The following is a 20860-nucleotide window of genomic DNA, read 5'->3' as shown; positions in this document are numbered from 1 at the left end:
TCGCTCATCTTTTATTGTATAAGGAGGAATTATAGTTGTTAAGGGGAATCAATCATATTTGTTTTTCGGTATCTAATTTAGAAAACTCTATTATGTTTTATGAAAAAGTATTAGAAGGAGAATTATTAGTTAAAGGGAGGAAATTGGCGTATTTTAACATATGTGGAGTATGGATAGCGCTTAATGAAGAGACACATATTCCGAGAAATGAGATTCATCAATCTTATACGCACATTGCATTTTCTGTTGAACAAGAAGACTTTGAATATCTAATACAGCGATTAGAAGAAAATGATGTTCATATTTTAAAAGGAAGAGAACGTGATGTCAGAGATTGCGAATCTATATACTTTGTTGATCCTGACGGTCATAAATTTGAGTTTCACTCAGGGACACTGCAAGATCGTTTAAATTATTATAGAGATGAGAAACCTCATATGACATTTTATTAGGGAGGGATAGCATTTGCATGCACTTGTAATTGGTGGAACAGGAATGCTAAAGAGAGTTTCTATGTGGCTTTGTGAGCAAGGGTTTCATGTTTCTATTATCGGGCGAGATGAAGTGAAATTAGAAAATGTTAAGCGGATGAGTTCTACACCAGAAAATATTACATGCCTTTCGTTAGATTATCATAATGATGAAGATGTAAAGCTAGCTATTAAAAGTACAGTTGAGAAAAATGGCCCAATCACATTAGTTGTTGCATGGGTACACTCAAGTGCAAAGCATGCACTATCAAATATTTGTAAAGAACTAGATTTATCGTCTAAAACATATAGTTTATTTCATATTTTAGGTAGTAAAGCATCACGTATGACTGCACAAAAAATAGGGAGTACGCGATGTAGTTATCATAGAATTATTTTAGGTTTTATTTTAGAAGATACATATGGAAGATGGCTTACTCATGAAGAGATAGCTGATGGAGTTATAAAAGGGATTGAAAGTAAACGAGCGGAGTGGATTGTAGGGAGAGCTGAACCGTGGGAATTACGACCGAAATGGTGAGGGGGAGTAAGAAATGAAAACAACTATATATGTAACAAGGCATGGTGAAACAGAGTGGAATGTAGCGAAGCGAATGCAAGGACGGAAAAATTCTGCTTTAACTGAAAATGGTATAGTTCAGGCGAAACAATTAGGGAATCGAATGAAATATTTACCAATTCATGCGATCTATAGTAGTCCGAGCGAAAGAACACTTCATACGGCAGAGTTAATAAAAGGAGAACGCGATATACCCATTATAGCGGATGAGCATTTCTATGAAATCAACATGGGCATATGGGAAGGACAAACAATCGCGGATATAGAAAAGCTATTTCCAGAAGAAGTACATCTATTTTGGAATGAGCCACATCTTTTTCAGTCAACATCAGGAGAAAATTTTGAGGCTGTTCATAAAAGAGTAATGGAGGGGATGCAGCTTCTTTTAGAAAAACATAGAGGAGAAAACATATTGATTGTTTCTCATGCGGCAGCAGCAAAATTACTTGTAGGGCATTTTGCGGGAATTGAAATAGAAAATGTGTGGGATGATCCATTTATGCATAGTGCCAGTTTGAGCATAATAGAATTTGAAGAGGGTAATGGTAAAGTGAAACAATTTGCAGATATAAGTCACTTTCAATAAATGTAAAAAAGGCCGCAAAACGGCCTTTTTTGGGTGGTATAAAAACTAGCAGTTACGTTTTTTATACCAGAAGTGATCGAATTTCTTATTTTTGCAAGATGGGAATTTATGTCCGCTATCGTGACAGTCTTTACCATGATCCCATGAATCATCGCAAGAGTGACCGTGTCTGTTAGGGAAGAATTCGCATTTTTTACAGAAACTTCGTTTTGTCCAGAAAAATTTCTTTTCAAAGCGTATGCATTTTGTGACGAAAGTACAATGTTTTCTGCGAGTGCGTTTTGTAACTAAAACGCATTCTTTTCTACGCGTCACTTTCGTAACGAACGTCCATTTTTGAACACGTACACGAGTACATTTTGTAACAAATGTCCATTTTTTTACATGCGTACATTTTGTAACGAAAGTACAATGTTTCACGCGAGTACATCTTGTTCTTGGACATTTACGCCCTGTAGTACATTTACATTCTGTAGTACATTTATGATGAGAGAATTTATCATCATCGCATTCAAAAGTACTTGGATCTTGGTGTAAGAAATCCTCCATCCCAGCACTTTTGATTTCTTCAACAGCTTTTCTAATATCACGTTTCATAGAAATCCTCCTTATCATGTATTAAGTTGAAAAGGTATTCTTTTTCCTTAACATGATATGAGAGATGAAGTCTTTCTGAACAAGACAAGAGTGTAATTTTCTATAAATAGATGATAGCGGATGTATGGACAAGACAAGGCGCATACATTGAAGGAAGAGAACTGAGAAGGGATGAGAAAACATGCTGCCTTCATATGATTTTTTTGTTCATCCAATGTACTTAGTGGAATTGAAAAAAGACATTTGGTCAGATAGTCCAGTGCCAGCAAAATTAACTTATGGAAAAAAGAAATATGACATTGATATCGTATACCGAGGAGCTCATATTCGTGAGTTTGAGAAAAAATCTTATCATGTTATGTTTTATAAACCAAAAAGATTTCAAGGTGCGAAAGAGTTTCATTTGAATTCTGAGTTTATGGATCCGTCTCTCATACGAAATAAATTATCACTAGACTTCTTTCATGATATTGGTGTACTTTCGCCAAAATCACAACATGTATTCATAAAAATTAATGGTCAAATTCAAGGTGTGTATTTACAGTTAGAATCAGTTGACGAAAACTTTTTGAAAAATAGAGGATTACCGAGTGGTTCTATTTATTATGCGATAGATGATGATGCGAATTTTTCATTAATGAGTGAACGAGATAAAGATGTTAAGACAGAGCTCTTTGCGGGTTATGAATTTAAATATTCGAATAAAAATAGTGAAGAACAACTGAGTGAATTTGTATTTCAAGCGAATACTTTGACGAGGGAAGTCTATGAAAAAGAGATTGGGAAGTTTCTACATGTAGATAAATATTTACGATGGTTAGCAGGAGTTATTTTTACGCAAAACTTTGATGGTTTTGTTCATAACTATGCACTATATCATAACGATGAAACAAATTTATTTGAAGTTATACCGTGGGATTATGATGCGACTTGGGGGCGAGATGTACAAGGGAGACCGCTTAATCATGAATATATTCGCATTCAAGGGTATAACACGTTAAGTGCAAGATTGTTAGACATACCTGTATTTAGAAAGCAGTATCGAAGTATTTTAGAAGAAATATTAGAAGACCAATTTACAATTTCGTTTATGAGGCCAAAAGTAGAAGGGTTGTGTGAATTGATTCGTCCATATTTACTACAAGATCCATATATGAAAGAAAAACTAGAAACATTTGATCAAGAGGCTGATATGATTTATGAATATATAAATAAAAGAAGAAAGTATATACAAGACCACTTACATGAATTGGATTAATTTTGAAAGAGATTGAAACGTTATCAATCTCTTTTTTTTGTATAATAAAGATGTATCAATAAAAATGAAGTAATATATTTGATAGAGAATGGGGATGCGGATATATGAGGATTAAATGGATTGATTGGGTAAAACAAATACAATCTATAGCTCAAGCAGGTTTAACGTATTCTAAGGATGTGTATGATATTGAGCGTTTCCAGCAATTACGGGATATTTCTATTTCAATGATGTCACATTACACGAAAACAGATTGGGAAGTCGTAGAGGAATTATTTGCAAGTGAGACAGGCTATCAAACACCTAAAGTTGATATAAGAGCGGTTGTTTTTCAAAATGAAAAGTTATTATTTGTGAAAGAAAAAAGCGATGGGAAATGGGCATTGCCAGGTGGATGGGCTGATGTCGGTTATACGCCAACCGAAGTTGCAGCAAAAGAGGTTGTCGAAGAGACAGGTTATGAGGTAGATCATTTTAAGTTACTAGCTATATTTGATAAAGAAAAACATCAACCATCTCCATCGGCGACGCATGTATATAAGATTTTCATTGGATGCGAGATTATTGGTGGAGAAAAGAAAACTAGCATTGAAACAGAAGAGGTGGAGTTTTTTGGTGAAAATGAATTGCCTAATTTATCAATTGCTAGAAATACAGAAGAACAAATTAAAGAGATGTTTGCCTACATGAAAGACCCGCAGAAAGAGAAATTAATAGATTAATCCTGTTTGAATTGTACATATTGTTAAAATGAAGATATTGGCAGATTGCAGCCTTTATGTAATAATGGGATGGTATGTGAAGAAAAAAGGAGATAAAAAAGAACATGTTAGCAAACATAATAGATCAGTTATTGCAATTTTTTGCAAGCTTAGGTTACTTTGGAGTAGCTCTTGCTTTAATGATTGAAGTAATCCCAAGTGAAATTGTACTTTCCTATGCTGGCTTTTTAGTAGCGAATGGTAAAATTAGTTTTGTTGGTGCAGTTATCGCCGGAACGATTGGTGGTACTTTAGCACAAATCTTTTTATACTGGCTTGGATACTACGGAGGGCGTCCGGTTGTAGAGAAATACGGGAAATATCTACTTATTAATAAACATCATTTAGACATAGCGGAAGGTTGGTTTAAGCGTTATGGAGCAGGCGTAATATTTTCTGCGCGCTTTATCCCAGTAGTACGTCATGCGATCTCTATTCCAGCAGGACTAGCTAAGATGCCATTAAAACTATTTACACTTTATACGGTTGTAGCGATCATTCCATGGTCAATTCTATTTATATACTTAGGTGAAAAACTTGGTGGGAATTGGCGACAAATTAAAGAGTATGCATCTGATTACACACATTACATAATTATAGGAGCTGTTCTTTTTATTGCTCTATACTTTGGTTTAAAGTATTTCAAAAAGAAAAAAGCAGCGCGTTAAAGTCAATGATTTTTCATTGGCTTTTTTTATTTGTTTCGGCAAGAAGGCTCCATCTGATTTGTGTTACGGGTGAAACCCAACAATTCAGGGGGAGATGAATTGCCGTCAGAAGGTAGTCTGAGCTCTTATGTTTCTTTTTGTCTTACGATACAATCTGCCCTTAGATAAGGAGGGAATATCTCTTAAGATAACGAAATTGGATAATAATCATCATTTGGTTACTTGCACCAAAAGTAATTAATAAGTTTAATGAACTCTCTAAGAAAGGTGGTGAAAACAATGGCTAGAAAGAAAGCAGTGAAAGTATTACGGAAACAAAAGAAAAGAGAAACCATGCAACGATTCACGCAGAAACAAAATATCGGACGAGCTTGCCTTACTGCAAAAGAATTTCGCTTACTACAACGCATGTCACATAGTTCAAAAGCATTACGAAATGTTGGATTGTACACGATTAAACAAAGTTATTTGAACCATAATAAAATGGCTACTGTAAAAGAAGTGGATACTGCCATGCAAACCGATAGGAACTACTACTGGGGCATGCAATCAAACTCTGTTCAAGCGATTCGTAGAGCCTTATTTACAGAGGTAAAAAGCTTTTTTAAAGCAATGGAACAGTGGGGGGGAAATCCTGAGAAGTTCACAGGGCGTCCTAAATTTCCAAATTATTCTCGTTCAATTGACAAACGAATCATTGAAATCTATCAAGTTCCAAAAGTGGATGATAACGGGTATTGGAAAATCCCAATGAATGTTGCATTCAGAAAAAAATTCGGTTCCATTAAAATATGTATGCCTAAAAACTTAAGAAATAAAAAAATCTCCTACATTGAGATTGTACCGAAGCAAAAAGGTCGGTTCTTTGAGGTGCATTACACATATGAAATGCATGTTTCTCAAATGAAGAAACCATCCACGACTACGAGTAACGCTTTGAGTTGCGATTTAGGTGTAGATCGGTTATTAAGTTGCGTAACAAATACAGGTGATGCATTTTTAATTGATGGGAAAAAATTAAAATCCATTAACCAGTACTTCAACAAAATGATACGTAATCTCCAACAGAAAAATGTGGAAAACGGACTTTCAAAACGTGTTGTAACGAATAAAATGGCTGCACTTTGGCATAAACGAGAACGACAAATCAATGGTTACATTTCACAAACGGTAGGCTTGTTGTTCAAAAAAGTGAAAGCATTCGATATAGATACGATTGTCGTAGGGTATAACACGGGTTGGAAACAAAAATCTGATATGGGAAAAAAGAATAATCAAAAGTTTGTTCAAATTCCATTTCATAAACTGATGGCAGCAATTGAGAATAAATGTGTAAAAGAAGGTATACGATTTTTAAAACAAGAAGAAAGCTATACTTCAAAAGCTAGTTTTCTTGATAAAGATCCGGTTCCAGTTTGGTCTAAGGATGATAGTACGTATTATCGCTTTAGTGGAAAACGAATCACTCGTGGTCTGTACCAAAGTAAAGCAGGAATATGTATCCACGCTGATATTAATGGTGCATTGAATACATTGCAAAAATCAAAAGTTGTAGAATGGGATGACAATCTCAAAGTGAAAACACCGATTCTATTAGAAGTGCAAAAACGTAAGGCTGTTGCTTCGCGCATAGCTTAGTGGGTGTGTCAACCATCCATGTGTACTCGACTTGTCGGGGCTTGTAGCACACGCCGGATTCATCTGAGTGGTGGCTTCTTCTGCAAGGAAGAGTTGCTCTTTTTCGAAAGGGTGGTGCAAGTGGGAAATAATCGTTCGTTACCAGTACTAATCAAAAACTTACTTGGGGTGTTACCGTAAGGTGGCATGAATGCTAGAGCGTCAAACTGTCTATCGATAGACGAAAAGACCTAGCGTTCTAACTCAAGCCCCCACTGAAACGCTTCATCTCAGTGGGGGTAGTTGACTTGTTTCGGTTCTAAAAAAAAAGAGTTGTCCATAATGTATAATAATAAAGCGTAGCGGAGGAATGTGATGAAAGGGTCACCGTTTATACGTGGAACAATATTTTTAACGATGGCAACGATGATATCAAAAATGTTAGGGTTTATATATGTTATACCATTTACAGCGATGGTCGGTACGAGTGGTTACGTTCTATACACATATGCATATCGTCCTTATACCATCATGCTCAGCATAGCAACAATGGGATTACCGCTAGCTGTTTCAAAGATGGTATCAAAATATGATCAACTGAATGACTATCATACGGTTAAGAGAGTATTGAAAAGTGGAATTGTGTTTATGTTTATAATGGGAGTAATTTCGTGTATTGCTTTATATATGCTAGCTCCACATTTAGCTAAACTTGTAATCGATGGGAATGATCAAACGGGGAATAGTGTAGCAGCGGTTACAAATAATATTCAAATTGTAAGTTTTGCGTTAATACTTGTACCAGTAATGAGCTTGTTAAGGGGTTTTTTTCAAGGATTTCAGTCAATGGGACCTTCTGCATTAAGCGTAGTTGTGGAGCAATTTTTTCGCGTCTTAACCATTTTGATAGGAAGCTTTGTCGTTTTATATGTTTTAAAAGCGTCTGTTTCATTAGCGGTTGGTATTTCAACGTTCGGTGCATTTATGGGAGCTGTAGGTGGATTAACTGTTTTAAGTGCATATTACATAAGAAGGAGAAGGCATTTAAAGAAAAAAGAGATGGCAAGTATACCACAAACAACAAAATCCTTTTTCTCATTGTATAAGGAGCTCTTTACATATTCTATTCCTTTTGTTGTGGTGGGCTTAGCAATTCCGTTGTATCAGACGATTGATACATTTACAATTAATAAACTACTTATACAAATAGGGTATATGCAAGGAGAAGCGGAAAAAATTAATGCGATAATTGGTCTTGTTCAAATGGTTGTGCTCATCCCGGTATCCGTTGCGACAGCTTTTAGTATGTCTCTCGTACCAGAGATGACGAAAGCTTACACAGCAGGAAATACGAAGCTATTGTACAAACATTTTACGAGAACAAATGTATTAGTAGTAGCGATTACGGTACCGGCGGCAATTGGAATGATGGTGTTAGCCAAGCCTGTATATACTCTTTTATTCGGTGCTGGAAATGATCCAGAGATGGGGAGAATCATTTTACAGTATTATGCTCCTGCTTGCATATTATTTTCTCTTTTTACAGTAACGGCTGCTATGCTACAAGGAATCAATCAACAGCAGAAGACGGTGCTAGGACTAGTGATTGGAATTATTGTGAAGATAGTTTTAAATATTGTATTGCTTCCGTATTTCGATTATGTAAGTTTTATCATTTCAACATACGCGGGCTATACGATTTCAGTCGGGTTTAACTTGTGGATGCTTTCTAAATATGTTATAAAGGCAACATAAGCTTTTAAGGCAGAGAGCACTCTGTCTTTTTCTATGTTTATAATATTTTTCTTATAAAAACGTTTTCAAAATAATTTTTCTATTGAAATTTAAACGTATGTTTCATATGCTGAGAATGGCGGTTTAAAAACTGTGATTTAAGAGAGGTAGATTCCTACATGTAAAAAGAATCGGGGTGATAGTATGTTAAATATATATTTAACAGACCGAAACGGAAAACTACAAGAGATTGAGGAAATGCAAAAGGGGTGCTGGATTAATGTACTTCATCCAACAGAAGAAGAAATTCAATATCTAGTACAAACTTTAAATGTAGACTTAGATTTCATTAAAGACCCTTTGGATGATGAAGAACGCTCTCGTATTGAAAAGGAAGACAATAATACTTTAATTATCGTGGATATTCCGACAGTTAGACATGACGAAGAAGGAAATTCGATTTATGACACGATTCCAATAGGTATGATTGTGATGCCAGATTGTTTTGTTACAATCTGCTTAGAAGAGAATCCAATTTTTGAACGTTTTATTAATCAACGTATTAAAGAATTTTATACGTTTAAGAAGACGCGCTTTGCACTTCAGCTCTTATATACGATTTCTACTTATTATTTAAGATACTTAAAGCAAATAAATCGAAAAACAATTGATTTAGAGCATCAATTAAATCAGTCAATGAAAAATAAAGAGATTTTCACATTATTAGGCCTTGAGAAAAGTTTAGTATACTTTACAACGTCATTAAAGGCTAATAAAATTGTAATTCAAAAGTTAATGCGTAATAGTACATTTTTAAAAATGTATGAAGACGATCAAGATTTATTAGAAGATGTATTAATTGAAAATAAACAGGCTATTGAAATGGCGGAAATATATAGTCACATTTTAAGTGGAATGATGAATACTTTTAGCTCCGTTATATCAAATAATTTAAATAGTGTTATGAAACTGTTAACGTCAATTACGATCATTTTATCTTTACCGACGATGGTTTCTAGTTTCTTTGGAATGAACGTAAAGGTTCCGTTTGAAGGGGAAGCCCACGGTTTTGTAATTGTACTCATCATATGTGTAACACTATCTTTCACGTTAGCTTTTGTTTTTTGGAAGAAACGTTACTTTTAACGATAAAAAAGCTGCTCTAGCATAGTTATATAACTACGCTAGAGCAGCTTTTTTGCTATGAAATCTCAAATTTTGAATAGAATATAACTTGTACAATGTAATGTATATAAAGGGTATGTATTCCATATAAACCTTGTCCAATTAATGAAATGGGGTTAAAATTACATATTGTTAATGAAAAGTTGGAGGAAATACATCATGGAATTGTTTCAATTACCGAAAGCATTCCTGCAAATGAATACAATTTTTATCTCCATATTGATCGAAGCACTTCCTTTCGTGCTCATTGGTGTATTTATTTCAGGATTTATTCAAATGTTCGTGACAGAAGATATGGTAGCAAAATGGATGCCGAAAAACCGATTTCTGTCTGTTTTAGTAGCTACTTTTTTAGGGATGTTGTTTCCAGGTTGTGAATGTGGAATCGTTCCGATTGTAAGACGATTAATCGGAAAAGGGGTTCCGCCATATGCGGGGATTGCATTTATGTTAACTGGGCCAATTATTAATCCAGTTGTTTTATTTGCAACATACGTTGCCTTTGGAAGTAGTATGCACATGGTATGGTATCGTTCTATTGTAGCGATTATTGTAGCAATTATCGTTGGAATTATATTATCATTTATGTTTAAAGAACATCAATTAAGAGATGATCACTTCCCAGAAGTGAATCATAAGCGTCCATTACGTAAAAAAATGTGGGATGTATGTACGCATGCTGTTGAAGAATTTTTCTCGATGGGAAAATATTTAGTATTAGGTGCGTTAATTGCAGCTGCAGTTCAAACGTTCGTACAAACTTCAACACTTCTTGCTATAGGACAAGGGCCGTTCTCTTCACCAGCTGTTATGATGGGACTTGCTTATATATTATCACTTTGTTCAGAAGCGGATGCGTTTATTGCTTCATCATTCCAAAGTACATTTTCAACAGCATCACTTGTCGCGTTCCTTGTTTATGGACCGATGGTGGATATTAAAAATATGTTTATGATGCTTGCGACATTTAAAACGAAATTTGTAATTGTCGTTACAGTTACAGTTACACTCGTTGTTTATGCAAGCTCACTACTCATTTATGCGATGGGGTGGTAGGTTATGTTTCGAGCGTATATATTATTAGGTTTTACAATATTAATTGCGCAGCTTCATATTTCTGGTAACATTACGAAGTATATCAATATGAAGTATGCTTATTTATCAACAACAGCAGCAATTATTTTAGGTTTCTTAACGATTGTACAAATTATCGTCGTTTTCCAAAAAGAGCACCAAAAGGAAAAAGAAAAAAATGATTGCAGTTGTGACCATAGCCATTGCGGGCATGATCATTCAAAAGATGAGAATACATGGTGGAAAAAAGCATTTTCGTACTCCTTGTTTTGTTTTCCAATTATCTCAGGATTATTTTTCCCGATTGCAACGTTAGATTCAGATATTGTTAAGGCAAAAGGATTTCATTTTCCTGTTGCACAAGCAGAAAGTAAGGATCCATTTATGACAAGACAATTTCTAAGACCTGATACGAGCATTTATTACGGGAAAGAAGGATACCGCGGTGTAATGGAAAAAGGGAAGAAAGAGTTTGTTACGAAAGACAATATTAATTTGAAAGACGAAGACTTCCTAAAGGGTATGGAAACAATTTATAATTATCCTGGCGAGTTTACTGGGAAAAAATTATCTTTTAAAGGGTTTGTTTTTAGAGATGATTCTTCTAAAAAAGAACAATACTTCTTATTCCGTTTCGGTATTATACATTGCGTAGCAGATTCTGGTGTGTATGGTATGTTAGTGAAAAAACCAGAAGGTGTAGAGTGGAATAATGATGACTGGATTCAAGTAGAAGGAGAGATAACTACTGAGTTTTATCAGCCGTTTCATGCGAATATTCCTGTATTAGAAGTAACAAAATGGAATAAAGTTGAACAGCCGAAAGAACAATATGTATTTAGAGGAGCCGATTGATAAAATCGGTTCTTTTTTGTGGACTAAAAGTTCTGAATGTTGTTAATATTAAACGTGTAGTTCATTTCGTATAGTGATTATTGAAATATTAGGGATAAATCATTAAAGGGGTGATAACAATGACAGAAGTAAAAGGAAAAACTGCTAATGAGTCAAGAGTGTTCAAAACGAGCCGAGTATTCCCAACGGATTTAAATGATCATAACACGCTATTTGGTGGAAAGATATTAGCGGAGATGGATATGGTTGCTTCTATTTCAGCATCCAGACATTCAAGAAAGGAATGTGTCACAGCATCTATGGATTGGGTCGATTTCTTACATCCTGTTCGTTCTTCAGATTGTGTTAGTTATGAATCTTTCGTAATTTGGACGGGAAGAACTTCGATGGAAGTATTTGTGAAGGTAGTGGCTGAAGATTTAATTTCAGGTGAGAAGCGTATAGCAGCAACGTCATTCGTTACTTTTGTTGCACTTAGTAAGGAAAATAATCCAATTCCTGTACCGCGTGTTATTCCTGAAACAGAAGAAGAGAAAGAATTACATCGTATTGCTGTCTTACGTGCAGAACAGCGTCATATACGTAAGGCGGAGAGTAAGAAAGTAGCCACATTGTTAACCTTTTGAGATGAATATTTAGCCATTTAAGTTACTATAGCAGGCGGAAATGGTTTTAAAATGAAAAGCGGACACCTAAAAATAGGTGTCCGCTTTTATAGTTTTTTCATCCACATATCATATGACAGTAGCTACTTAGCAGAAGCAAGCAGCACCGACGATGATTAAGAGGATAAATAATACGACTAATAGCGCAAATCCATTACCATGTGCGAAGCCCATTGTTATTTCCTCCTTTTATTTTAAGATACAACATACAATATGCAAATGAGCTATTGTTTGATATGGACATATATCATGTAATGACATATTTTCTTGAATGATAATGTAATAAAAAAGGGAAGATATAGAAATAACAGTAAGTGGAGAAAGGAATTTATCCATGAGGCACTTTTTCGCTATATTTCTTTGTTTAATAGGTGTATTCATTTGGATGAACATCGATGTGGAAATGGGGAAGGAAATGGCTAGTGAATATGAATTAGGACAAGATCGATTAGGTGAATTTCAACTATATACGAACGGTGAAGAGTTATATAGAAAATTATTTGAGGATATAAACGATGCAGAAAAGTATATATATATCCATTTTTATATTGTAGGAAAAGATGAAATAAGCCAAGAATTTTTACAGTTATTAGAGAACAAAGCATCTAGCGGAGTAGAAGTGAAATTGTCAGTCGATCGGATAGGCGGATATAAGCTGAAGAAAAAGGTAATTAGCCGATTAAAGGAAAACGGTGTGAAGTTTACATTTAGTAAAAAACTGAAACTGAAAAATGTGTTCTATTCTTTGCATCAACGGAATCATAGACGTATTGTTACGATAGATGGAAAGGTATCATACGTTGGTGGCTTTAATATCGGAAAGGAGTACCTTGGACAAGATCCGAAGTTTGGGCCATGGCGTGATTATCACGTGCGCATCCATGGTGATGGTGCATCGGATATGGAAAGAAAGTTCGCCGAAGATTGGAAAGAAGATACAGGAGAAAAAATGCCTATACATGAAAGTATACCTACATTAGGGAATGTGAAATATCAATATTTATTTTCAAATGGAAAAAGCTTATGGAAAAAGTATGGGGCACTTTTAAAGAAGGCTAAAAAGTCTTTAATTATCGCTACACCATATTTTGTACCAAGTAAAGAAATGGTGAAAGAGTTAAAAGCTGCATTGAATCGTGGTGTTAACGTAAAAATTCTCGTGCCATTTAAAAGTGATGCCATAATGTTAAAACAAGCTGCCTATCCATATTTGAAAGATATGTTACATGCTGGAGCGGAGATTTATCAATATCGAAATGGATTTTTTCATGGGAAAGTAACAATCATTGATGGAGAAATTGTTGATATTGGGACAGCGAATTTTGATAATAGAAGTTTTTATTTAAATTGCGAGTCTAACTGTATCATATATGATAAAACAGTTGTTGATGAAGTATGGAGTCGATTACAGGTAGACTTTCATAAATCAAAACGATTTTCTGAAGAAGATTTTGAGAAAATTAGTAGATGGGATTGGTTTTTAGCAAGAATAGCGAATGTTTTAGCATCATATTTATAGAGCATATGGACAAAAGAGAAGGGAGGCGCTTTAATGGACTGTATGAAAGAATTAATGAGATATAGTTATATGCTAATATATGAGGTTGGAGAGTATGCTGGAAAGGTTAGAGACGAAGAATTAAAAAATCTATTACAGCACCATTTACCATATATGTTACAAGCATATAATGAACAAGTAAATTTTCAAGAAGGAGAGAATGTGCAGCATATAACCTGTGAAACAACGGAGTTTGATTTGCATGAAATGGAAAAGGAAACAGTTAGTAAATATACAGGGGACATTCATATTGCAACCTGTTATATTGCGCACTTGAAACGATTAGCTTTAAAGTTTGCTCAAGTTGCAGTGGAAGTTGCTAATCCGGAGTTTCGCTCATTTTTGGAAAATTGTTTCCTGAAAATGAACCGTTATGCTTATAGTGTGTGGCAATATGTTATGAAGAAAGAATATAAGATTACAGATCTATATGAAAATGAAAAGTTTGCATGAGAAACTAAGGCGGAATGGTGTGCGCCTTAGTTTTTTTACGTCCATTGAGAGAAAAAAACTAGTTTTATTGTGTATCAATTGGAAATGAAATATATAAATTAAAATTAGGTTTTGTTATCAGAAAATTTACAAAAATTTACCGTATATTTACTGTTTTTCAATCTCTCCTTTAAAAATAGAGAGTAATATGAGGTTGTACATATTCTATCACAAGGAGGAAACGCAAATGAACAAATGGGTTAAATCATTAACTGCTATGACACTTGCAAGTTCTTTATTAATGGTAGGTTGCAGTAAAGGTGAGGACAAGAAGAAAGAAGACGACACAACAACACAACAAGAGGACAAAAAGGATAAAGAAACAAGTGGAACCGAGAAGTCTACTGATTCTAAAGAAAAGAAATAAAGTAATAATAAAGCTTCCTCTCATATGTGAGGAAGCTTTTTGATTGTAAATTAACAGAGATTATTGAAAAATAGAAAGAGAATGAAAGAGGGGGGAAAACAAATGAAAGTATGTATATTGGGAGCAACAGGGCGAGTAGGTTCAAACATAATAAATTTAGCATTAAAGGATTCAGCTGAAGTGACTGCATTAGCACGTGATTTAAATAGAATAGAAATACATCATGAAAGGTTACGAGTGATAGAAGGTAATGTATTGAATGAAAATGATATAAAGAAAGCGATAGAAGGAAGCAATATAGTAATTAGTGCACTTGGAACGGATCAAAATGGAACATTAGCGAAGAGTATGCCACAAATTATAAAGCAAATGGAAGAAGCAGGGGTTCATAAAATTATTACAATAGGAACAGCCGGTATTTTACAAGCAAGAGCAAATCCAAATTTATATCGTTTCCAATCAACGGAATCCAAAAGGAAAACGACAACAGCAGCAGAAGATCATTTGGCTGCATATAAGGTACTAAGTAATAGTAATAATTTATGTTGGACAGTTGTTTGTCCGACACATTTAATAGATGGTGAGGCGACAGAGGTATATCGAACTGAAAAAGATATATTGCCAGAAGGTGGATCAAAAATTACAGTGGGTGATACGGCACACTTTGCATGGGATCTATGTAAGAAAAACATATATGAAAATAGGCGAGTAGGTATTGCATATTAAAAAACCATCCCGAATTCGGGATGGTTAAAAGATGATATAACATACGAAGATGATAATCATAATGATTTGGAGAATTGCTTTCGCTACTGTACTGCTTAAAAAACCAACTACAGTAGCGACTCCAACTAGAAAGGCATCTTTTGGCGCTTTTTTATGCACTAGTTCTGTTATAAATACTGATAAGAACGGTATGATAATAAGTCCGAATGGTGGGAAGAAAAACGATCCAACAATGATAGAAATCATTCCGACACGTTCGCCCCATTTAGAACTACCGTATTTTTTTAAGAAATATCCATTTGCAATAAAATCAGCAACGAAAATGAAAAGAGTGAAAATGACTTGAATAATCCAAAAAGAAGTTGTTAATTCTCCTCCATTTATACCGAAATGGTAAATCAAATATCCAGCCCAGACAGCTAGTATGCCAGGGATAATTGGATAAATAAAGGCGAGAAATGAAACAATGAAACAGGCAATGATACAAATTGTTAGTAAAACAGTCACTTTATAGCTCCTTTTTAATATCTAGTTTATGTACAGCAACTTTTTTGACTTGATGTCCATCAAGTTCTAATACTTTAAATTGAAAACCAGCGTATTCAATGGAATAGCCAGCTTCAATATTTAAATCAACTGCTTGAGAGAGAATCCACCCTCCGATTGTATCTAAATCACTATCATCAATATGTAGGCCAAACATATCATTTACTTCAGAAATAAGTACCTTTCCATCTACAACAGTAAGCTTAGGTGTACGCTTTTCAATCATAGGTGGTTCATCCGCATCGAATTCATCTTGAATTTCTCCAATGATTTCTTCAAGAATATCTTCCATCGTTAAAAGTCCGGCAGTGCCACCATATTCATCCATAACGATTGCCATCTGAACGCGATTTTTTTGAAGGTGGACTAACGTTTTACGAATTGGAACTGTTTCAAATACAGTTAGAACAGGATGTATATAAGATTCAAGTGGTTTATAAATACCTTTCGTTTGATCATGGAATACTTCTTTCGTATTGATCATCCCAATGATATCATCTTTATCTTTTTCAATGATTGGATAGCGTGTATATTTTTCAGTAGCGACGATATCCATATTTTCTTCTAACGTATTTTCAGTAGATAAGCAAATCATTTCGGTACGAGGAACCATAATTTCTTTCGCAACTCGATCATCAAATTCAAAAATGTTATTTACATATTTATATTCGGTTTGGTTTATTTCACCGCTTTTAAAACTTTCACCTAAAATGAGTCGCAATTCCTCTTCAGAATGAGCAAGTTCATTTTCTTTCGCAGGTTCTAATCCGAGTAGTTTTGTGAAAAATATAGCTGCACTATTTAGTAGCCAAATGAATGGATACATAATTTTATCAAATAAAATAAGCGGTCTTGCAAATTTGAGTGTGATTGCTTCTGCTTTTTGAATTGCGAAAGACTTTGGAACTAACTCACCTAATACAACGTGGAAAAATGTAATAACACTAAAAGCAATAACAAAAGATAAAGTGTTAGCCATTGTTCCAGTAATATTAATTTTTTCAAAGAGCGGTCGTAGTATATGCTCCACAGTCGGTTCACCAAGCCAACCAAGCCCTAAAGAAGTGATCGTAATTCCGAGTTGACAAGCTGATAAATAAACATCTAAATTAGATAGGACACTTCTTGCAGCTAAAGCTTGTTTATTACCTTCATTTGCAAGTTGGTCAATTCGACTTTTACGTACTTTTACAACAGCGAATTCTGATGCGACGAAAAAGCCAGAAATAAGAATAAGTACAAAGATGAGAAAAATATTTAATATGTCCAAGTGTGTTCTCTATTCCAAGGTTTGGAATAAAGATGTCACCTCCTGCAATTATGTTATACTTTTATAATAAATCCAAATGAAAAGAATAGTCAAAGGAAAAGGGTAAATATTGGTATGTTTCTGTAATAGTTTTTGAATTTGCTGTTATTTTGTCCGCTATACAAAAGGAATAACCCCCTACTTTTAGATTATAGAGGGTAATTTCAAATTAAGGTTTTGGAACACTTCTTGTTAAAGTGTATGACTGTTGCTTGGAGTAGTTTGTGGTCCATAGTGTTTGAAGAAAAGAAAGTATGCTATATGGGATATAGAGTAGTAATAAGCCGATTGTAACAATTATGGGTGAATTTCCGCCAAATTGAACGATAAATTGCAACAGTCCATTTGCATGAAAAACGCATTCCATAAAAACGAATGAAAGAATAATGGAACCTAAAATTGATTTATGATTCGAAGTAAGCGCTAAAAACAATGTATCTACAAGAAAAGAATCATGTTTTATTTCATATTCATTTGTGTTTTTTAAGAAAGGAAGCCATTTTTTTACTGCTTGCATAACGATAATCATGGAAGTACTACATATGATGATAAAAGATGAGTAGTAAGGAAGGCTTATAAATTGTGCGACGTATAGAAGTAGTAATAAGACTGAACATTGTAATACTACAGTGCAAAAAGAGTAAGGAATCCAATTCAATAGGGTAGTAAACTTTTTAAAGGAGTTAGGTAATTTGAAAAATAAATGGCCGATACCCAAACTTATGAAAAATCCGATCGCAAGGGTAAAAGTAAAACGAACAATCGATATAAAATATATTTCCCATATGTAAGGGAATAATGGTGTTGAATGATTAGAAGTATGTACCATTTGGTTTGCTGAGAAAAAGATAGATTCATGCATCCAATCAACCTTTGGAATTGATAAAGAAGAAAGCTGTGCGAAGTTTTGAAAAATGCTAATAAAGCCATTTTGATAAGAGTAATTGTGTGTAATAAAAAGAGCTGGAATTGGACTTATGGCAAAAATAACAATAACACCAATTATTAATTTGTATATATGTGAGCGTAATAAGGACATATAACCACCTACTCTTGGAATATTCAGAAAATTATTATTCTTATTTTAGCCGTTTTTGGAGCAAGTTACAATATATTTTTCTTTACGTATCGGTACATGGATAGTTTTAAATTCTTTTTAGAAATCTATTTTATGTGTGGAATATAAAGCAGAAACGGGTATGTAACAGTACAAATACAAAAAGCGTGAACAGTTTTGCGTTTTCACACTTTTTGTATGGAATGAAGAGAAATGTAGGGAAGTGTCGAAAGGATTAAATAGATTTTTTTAATTTGAAAGTGATACCATATAATTAAACGGTGTTTAAATCTTTGTTTAACTAATGAATTCTAGAGGGGGGGATATAAATTGGAGGGAAATGAAAACGTATCAACGAAAGAAAAGATTTTAAATACAACATTGGAATTAATTAAAAAAGAAGGTTTTGAAAGGGTAACGATAAGAAAAATTGCAGCATTGTCAGATGTAAATATTGCGCTTGTAAATTACCATTTTGGTTCAAAAGAAAAGTTGATTAGTGAGACGATTAGAGTCTTATTAATTAGCTTTCAAGGCACTTTTTCTATTTTAGATAATATTACAGTGCCAGCAAAAGAAAGATTAAAAATATTTTTATTGGATTATGTACTAGTAATTCGGCAATATCCGGAGTTAGTTAGGAAGATTATTGCAATGGGAACTACGGTATTTACATCTCAATACGAATATGGGGATTTTTTGAAGAGGCTAGGTTTTAGTAAAGTGAAGAATATTTTGAGCGAAATAACAAATGAAACGGATCAGGAAATTTTAATGATGATGACAGTACAAATATTTGGATCCATTTTTCTTCCCACATTAATGATGCCAATTCTCGAATCAGGGGCAGATATAAAAGTACCATCTGTAGAAAAACAGATTGATTTCCTATTTGAACGCTATTTTTATAAAAATTGAGATAGTGGGTGATAGAGGTGGCTAGTTTCTTTAGAAAGCATTGGTGTGATATAGGGTTAGTTGTCGCTGTTGTTGTCGTTGTTTGTTTAGTCGCGAATTTGGGAGAAATGAGTGAAATAAAAGTACTGTTATGGTTAAGTTTTGTGGCCATTTTAGTGCATCAATTTGAAGAGTATCGTTGGCCAGGTTATTTTGCTGGTCTGTTTAATGTAGTTATATTTAAAAGTGATATAGCAGATCGCTATCCATTAAATACGCAATCTGCTATGGTAATAAATATTTTGATTGCGTATGTTTTTTATTTACTCCCGGTTTTCTTTCAAAATATAATATGGCTTGGGTTGGCACCTATTTTAATGGGATTTTTTCAATTCATATGGCATGGTATTTTTGCGAATATAAAAGCTAAAACCATATATAATCCGGGATTAGGTGCGGTTGTATTACTACATGTTCCAATTGGTTATGTATATATGAGATATATTCTTTTACACAATCTGGCTACAAATTTGGATTGGTTATTTGGGGTGATCTACTTTCTAATAGCTACCTATTTTTTAATTATAAAAGGAAATATGTTAATGAAAAGTAAGGAGACAAATTATTACTTTTCTAAAAAACAATTAGGTCCGTACAATGATACGTTGAAGTGATTCAGAATTCAGAGAGAGGGTTTTGGATGCGGAAGAAAGTGCAAGTGAAGGATTCATGAATAAATTATGACAAGAAAATGAATAATTTTCAGAAAAATAAAATAAATTATTTATTTTTTTCTGAAAATATAATATAGTTATGGCACAGAAAGTATTTTAATATAAGGAGGCTTTTTATGAGGATTAAAGGGAATTACGTGCCAAAAAGGGAAGTTTTACTGTGCTCAAGTTCGATTACGATAGGGGAGGCGTTAGAGCATTTAAATAAAACGGGGTATCGTTGTGTACCAGTTTTAGATGAAAAAAAAGAGAAATTTTTAGGGAATATATATAAAGTAGATATTTTAGAATATAAAGGATCGCTTGATGAGAGTGTAATACATTTATTAAACGATAAAGAAGGATTTGTGAGAGAAGATTCATCTTTCTTTAAAGTATTTTTTACAATAAAAAAATTGCCATATTTATCAGTAGTTGACGAAAAAGGGGTTTTCCTTGGAATTTTAACGCATAAAAAAGTTTTTGAGTTATTAGAGGATGCATGGGGCGTTCACTCTAGTAAATACTCTGTCATGATTGGAACGCAAGACTATAATGGCGCAATCCAAAAGTTATCGACAGTTTTAAAGAAATACACTGGTATTCAAAGTTTGATGACTTTTGATAATGATGCCTTATTAGTTCGTAGAATTATGTTTACATTAGGAGAAGAGTTTAACGACGGTGAATTAGAGACATTATTGAAAGATTTAGAAGATCACGGATTTAGAGTTGTGTATGTGGAAGAGATGAAAAATCCACGTGAAGTTGAAACGATAGAGTAACATACAAAAGCCATCTAATTATGAAGTGCACCCCAATTGTTAGACACAGCCTAACAATTGGAGGTGCATTTTTTATGGCTAAATTTTCTTCAAAAGAAAAAATCCAAGCGGTGAAACGATATTTAGATGGTACAGAAAGTGGAAAAACAATTGCTAAATCTATAGGAGTTAACCCTAGCGTACTTCGTGAGTGGATTAGACGATATGAGTCTTCAGGTGAAAAGGCCTTTGAAAAGTGCTATACATTCTACCCAGCCCAGTATAAACTAGATGTACTTTATTATATGAATGAACACGGGACATCTATCAGAGAAACAGCGGCACTTTTCAATATACCGTCTTATGAAACACTTCGGAAAT

At 34.0% G+C, this 20860-nt stretch carries 25 protein-coding genes; 20 read left to right on the top strand and 5 right to left on the bottom strand.

The window, feature by feature from the left end:
- The first annotated feature begins 35 nt into the window (after positions 1-35).
- Genes fosB through C4S65_RS21475 form a run of 3 tightly spaced genes read left to right on the top strand, consistent with a single transcriptional unit; the run spans position 36 to position 1636 of the window.
- Positions 36-452 carry a FosBx1 family fosfomycin resistance bacillithiol transferase gene (gene fosB, locus C4S65_RS21485; protein WP_000943764.1) on the top strand — a complete coding sequence of 139 codons (417 nt, stop codon included), beginning with the start codon at positions 36-38 and terminating at the stop codon, positions 450-452.
- A 13-nt stretch (positions 453-465) separates the two neighbouring features.
- Complete coding sequence (locus C4S65_RS21480) at positions 466-1011, top strand: short-chain dehydrogenase (RefSeq protein WP_000543155.1); 546 nt, start codon at positions 466-468, stop codon at positions 1009-1011.
- A gap of 13 nt (positions 1012-1024) precedes the next feature.
- Positions 1025-1636, top strand: a complete 612-nt coding sequence (locus tag C4S65_RS21475) for a phosphoserine phosphatase 1 (protein WP_000858836.1) — start codon at positions 1025-1027, stop codon at positions 1634-1636.
- A gap of 45 nt (positions 1637-1681) precedes the next feature.
- Here C4S65_RS21475 and exsB read toward each other — a convergent pair whose 3' ends face one another.
- Entirely contained in the window at positions 1682-2233 is a 552-nt protein-coding gene (exsB, locus tag C4S65_RS21470; RefSeq protein WP_000817490.1) for an exosporium protein ExsB, read from the bottom strand.
- 181 nt (positions 2234-2414) lie between these two features.
- Here exsB and cotH point away from each other — a divergent pair, with 181 nt between their 5' ends.
- The 9 genes from cotH (at position 2415) to C4S65_RS21415 (ending at position 12011) form a co-directional block, all read left to right on the top strand.
- Entirely contained in the window at positions 2415-3491 is a 1077-nt protein-coding gene (gene cotH, locus C4S65_RS21465; RefSeq protein ID WP_000938006.1) for a spore coat protein CotH, read from the top strand.
- Positions 3492-3595: 104 nt separating this feature from the next.
- Complete coding sequence (locus tag C4S65_RS21460; RefSeq protein ID WP_001220924.1) at positions 3596-4213, top strand: NUDIX hydrolase; 618 nt, start codon at positions 3596-3598, stop codon at positions 4211-4213.
- 104 nt (positions 4214-4317) lie between these two features.
- Positions 4318-4920: a DedA family protein gene (locus C4S65_RS21455; RefSeq protein ID WP_000880691.1), complete on the top strand. Its 603-nt coding sequence runs from the start codon at positions 4318-4320 to the stop codon at positions 4918-4920.
- A 279-nt stretch (positions 4921-5199) separates the two neighbouring features.
- Positions 5200-6558, top strand: a complete 1359-nt coding sequence (locus tag C4S65_RS21445; protein ID WP_097888698.1) for an RNA-guided endonuclease TnpB family protein — start codon at positions 5200-5202, stop codon at positions 6556-6558.
- 354 nt (positions 6559-6912) lie between these two features.
- On the top strand, positions 6913-8292 hold the full coding sequence (locus tag C4S65_RS21435; RefSeq protein ID WP_000678848.1) for a polysaccharide biosynthesis protein: 1380 nt from the start codon (positions 6913-6915) through the stop codon (positions 8290-8292).
- A gap of 183 nt (positions 8293-8475) precedes the next feature.
- Positions 8476-9417 (top strand): magnesium transporter CorA family protein, encoded by a 942-nt coding sequence (locus tag C4S65_RS21430; RefSeq protein WP_000932389.1) that lies wholly within the window; start codon positions 8476-8478, stop codon positions 9415-9417.
- A 198-nt stretch (positions 9418-9615) separates the two neighbouring features.
- Positions 9616-10512, top strand: a complete 897-nt coding sequence (locus C4S65_RS21425) for a permease (protein WP_061667476.1) — start codon at positions 9616-9618, stop codon at positions 10510-10512.
- Positions 10513-10515: 3 nt separating this feature from the next.
- On the top strand, positions 10516-11385 hold the full coding sequence (locus C4S65_RS21420; protein ID WP_000488059.1) for a TIGR03943 family protein: 870 nt from the start codon (positions 10516-10518) through the stop codon (positions 11383-11385).
- Between the two features lie 119 nt (positions 11386-11504).
- Positions 11505-12011 carry an acyl-CoA thioesterase gene (locus C4S65_RS21415; protein WP_000141163.1) on the top strand — a complete coding sequence of 169 codons (507 nt, stop codon included), beginning with the start codon at positions 11505-11507 and terminating at the stop codon, positions 12009-12011.
- A gap of 126 nt (positions 12012-12137) precedes the next feature.
- Here C4S65_RS21415 and C4S65_RS21410 read toward each other — a convergent pair whose 3' ends face one another.
- Entirely contained in the window at positions 12138-12224 is an 87-nt protein-coding gene (locus C4S65_RS21410; protein WP_000505094.1) for a YjcZ family sporulation protein, read from the bottom strand.
- 160 nt (positions 12225-12384) lie between these two features.
- Between C4S65_RS21410 and cls the strand changes: the two genes are divergently transcribed.
- The 4 genes from cls to C4S65_RS21390 all read left to right on the top strand — a co-directional run bounded on the left by cls (position 12385) and on the right by C4S65_RS21390 (position 15193).
- Complete coding sequence (cls, locus tag C4S65_RS21405; RefSeq protein WP_142391564.1) at positions 12385-13569, top strand: cardiolipin synthase; 1185 nt, start codon at positions 12385-12387, stop codon at positions 13567-13569.
- A 33-nt stretch (positions 13570-13602) separates the two neighbouring features.
- Positions 13603-14061 carry a spore coat protein gene (locus C4S65_RS21400; protein WP_000340539.1) on the top strand — a complete coding sequence of 153 codons (459 nt, stop codon included), beginning with the start codon at positions 13603-13605 and terminating at the stop codon, positions 14059-14061.
- A 226-nt stretch (positions 14062-14287) separates the two neighbouring features.
- Positions 14288-14467: a hypothetical protein gene (locus tag C4S65_RS21395; protein WP_001045970.1), complete on the top strand. Its 180-nt coding sequence runs from the start codon at positions 14288-14290 to the stop codon at positions 14465-14467.
- 102 nt (positions 14468-14569) lie between these two features.
- The gene (locus tag C4S65_RS21390; protein WP_000861640.1) at positions 14570-15193 is read left to right on the top strand and encodes an NAD(P)H-binding protein; all 624 of its coding nucleotides are present in this window, start codon (positions 14570-14572) and stop codon (positions 15191-15193) included.
- A 24-nt stretch (positions 15194-15217) separates the two neighbouring features.
- Here C4S65_RS21390 and C4S65_RS21385 read toward each other — a convergent pair whose 3' ends face one another.
- The 3 genes from C4S65_RS21385 to C4S65_RS21375 all read right to left on the bottom strand — a co-directional run bounded on the left by C4S65_RS21385 (position 15218) and on the right by C4S65_RS21375 (position 18087).
- Positions 15218-15700: a DUF456 family protein gene (locus C4S65_RS21385; RefSeq protein WP_000217335.1), complete on the bottom strand. Its 483-nt coding sequence runs from the start codon at positions 15698-15700 to the stop codon at positions 15218-15220.
- Position 15701: 1 nt separating this feature from the next.
- Positions 15702-17009 (bottom strand): hemolysin family protein, encoded by a 1308-nt coding sequence (locus C4S65_RS21380; RefSeq protein ID WP_000353734.1) that lies wholly within the window; start codon positions 17007-17009, stop codon positions 15702-15704.
- 208 nt (positions 17010-17217) lie between these two features.
- Positions 17218-18087, bottom strand: a complete 870-nt coding sequence (locus tag C4S65_RS21375; protein WP_061667479.1) for a hypothetical protein — start codon at positions 18085-18087, stop codon at positions 17218-17220.
- A 348-nt stretch (positions 18088-18435) separates the two neighbouring features.
- On the opposite strand from C4S65_RS21375, the gene C4S65_RS21370 reads away from it, so the two are divergent.
- The 4 genes from C4S65_RS21370 to C4S65_RS21355 form a co-directional block, all read left to right on the top strand.
- Complete coding sequence (locus tag C4S65_RS21370) at positions 18436-19023, top strand: TetR/AcrR family transcriptional regulator (RefSeq protein ID WP_000398853.1); 588 nt, start codon at positions 18436-18438, stop codon at positions 19021-19023.
- 8 nt (positions 19024-19031) lie between these two features.
- The gene (locus tag C4S65_RS21365) at positions 19032-19676 is read left to right on the top strand and encodes an HXXEE domain-containing protein (RefSeq protein WP_061667480.1); all 645 of its coding nucleotides are present in this window, start codon (positions 19032-19034) and stop codon (positions 19674-19676) included.
- Between the two features lie 176 nt (positions 19677-19852).
- Entirely contained in the window at positions 19853-20500 is a 648-nt protein-coding gene (cbpA, locus tag C4S65_RS21360) for a cyclic di-AMP binding protein CbpA (RefSeq protein ID WP_001220520.1), read from the top strand.
- Between the two features lie 74 nt (positions 20501-20574).
- Positions 20575-20860 (top strand): helix-turn-helix domain-containing protein (locus tag C4S65_RS21355; RefSeq protein ID WP_142391563.1); only part of this gene is annotated, 286 nt, incomplete at its 3' end.

The sequence above is a fragment of the Bacillus sp. ok061 genome, from assembly GCF_900108285.1.
In the GTDB taxonomy this organism is placed as follows: domain Bacteria; phylum Bacillota; class Bacilli; order Bacillales; family Bacillaceae_G; genus Bacillus_A; species Bacillus_A thuringiensis_S.
The sequence above is the reverse complement of the archived record's forward strand: the minus strand, read 5'-3'. Positions and strand labels throughout refer to the sequence as shown.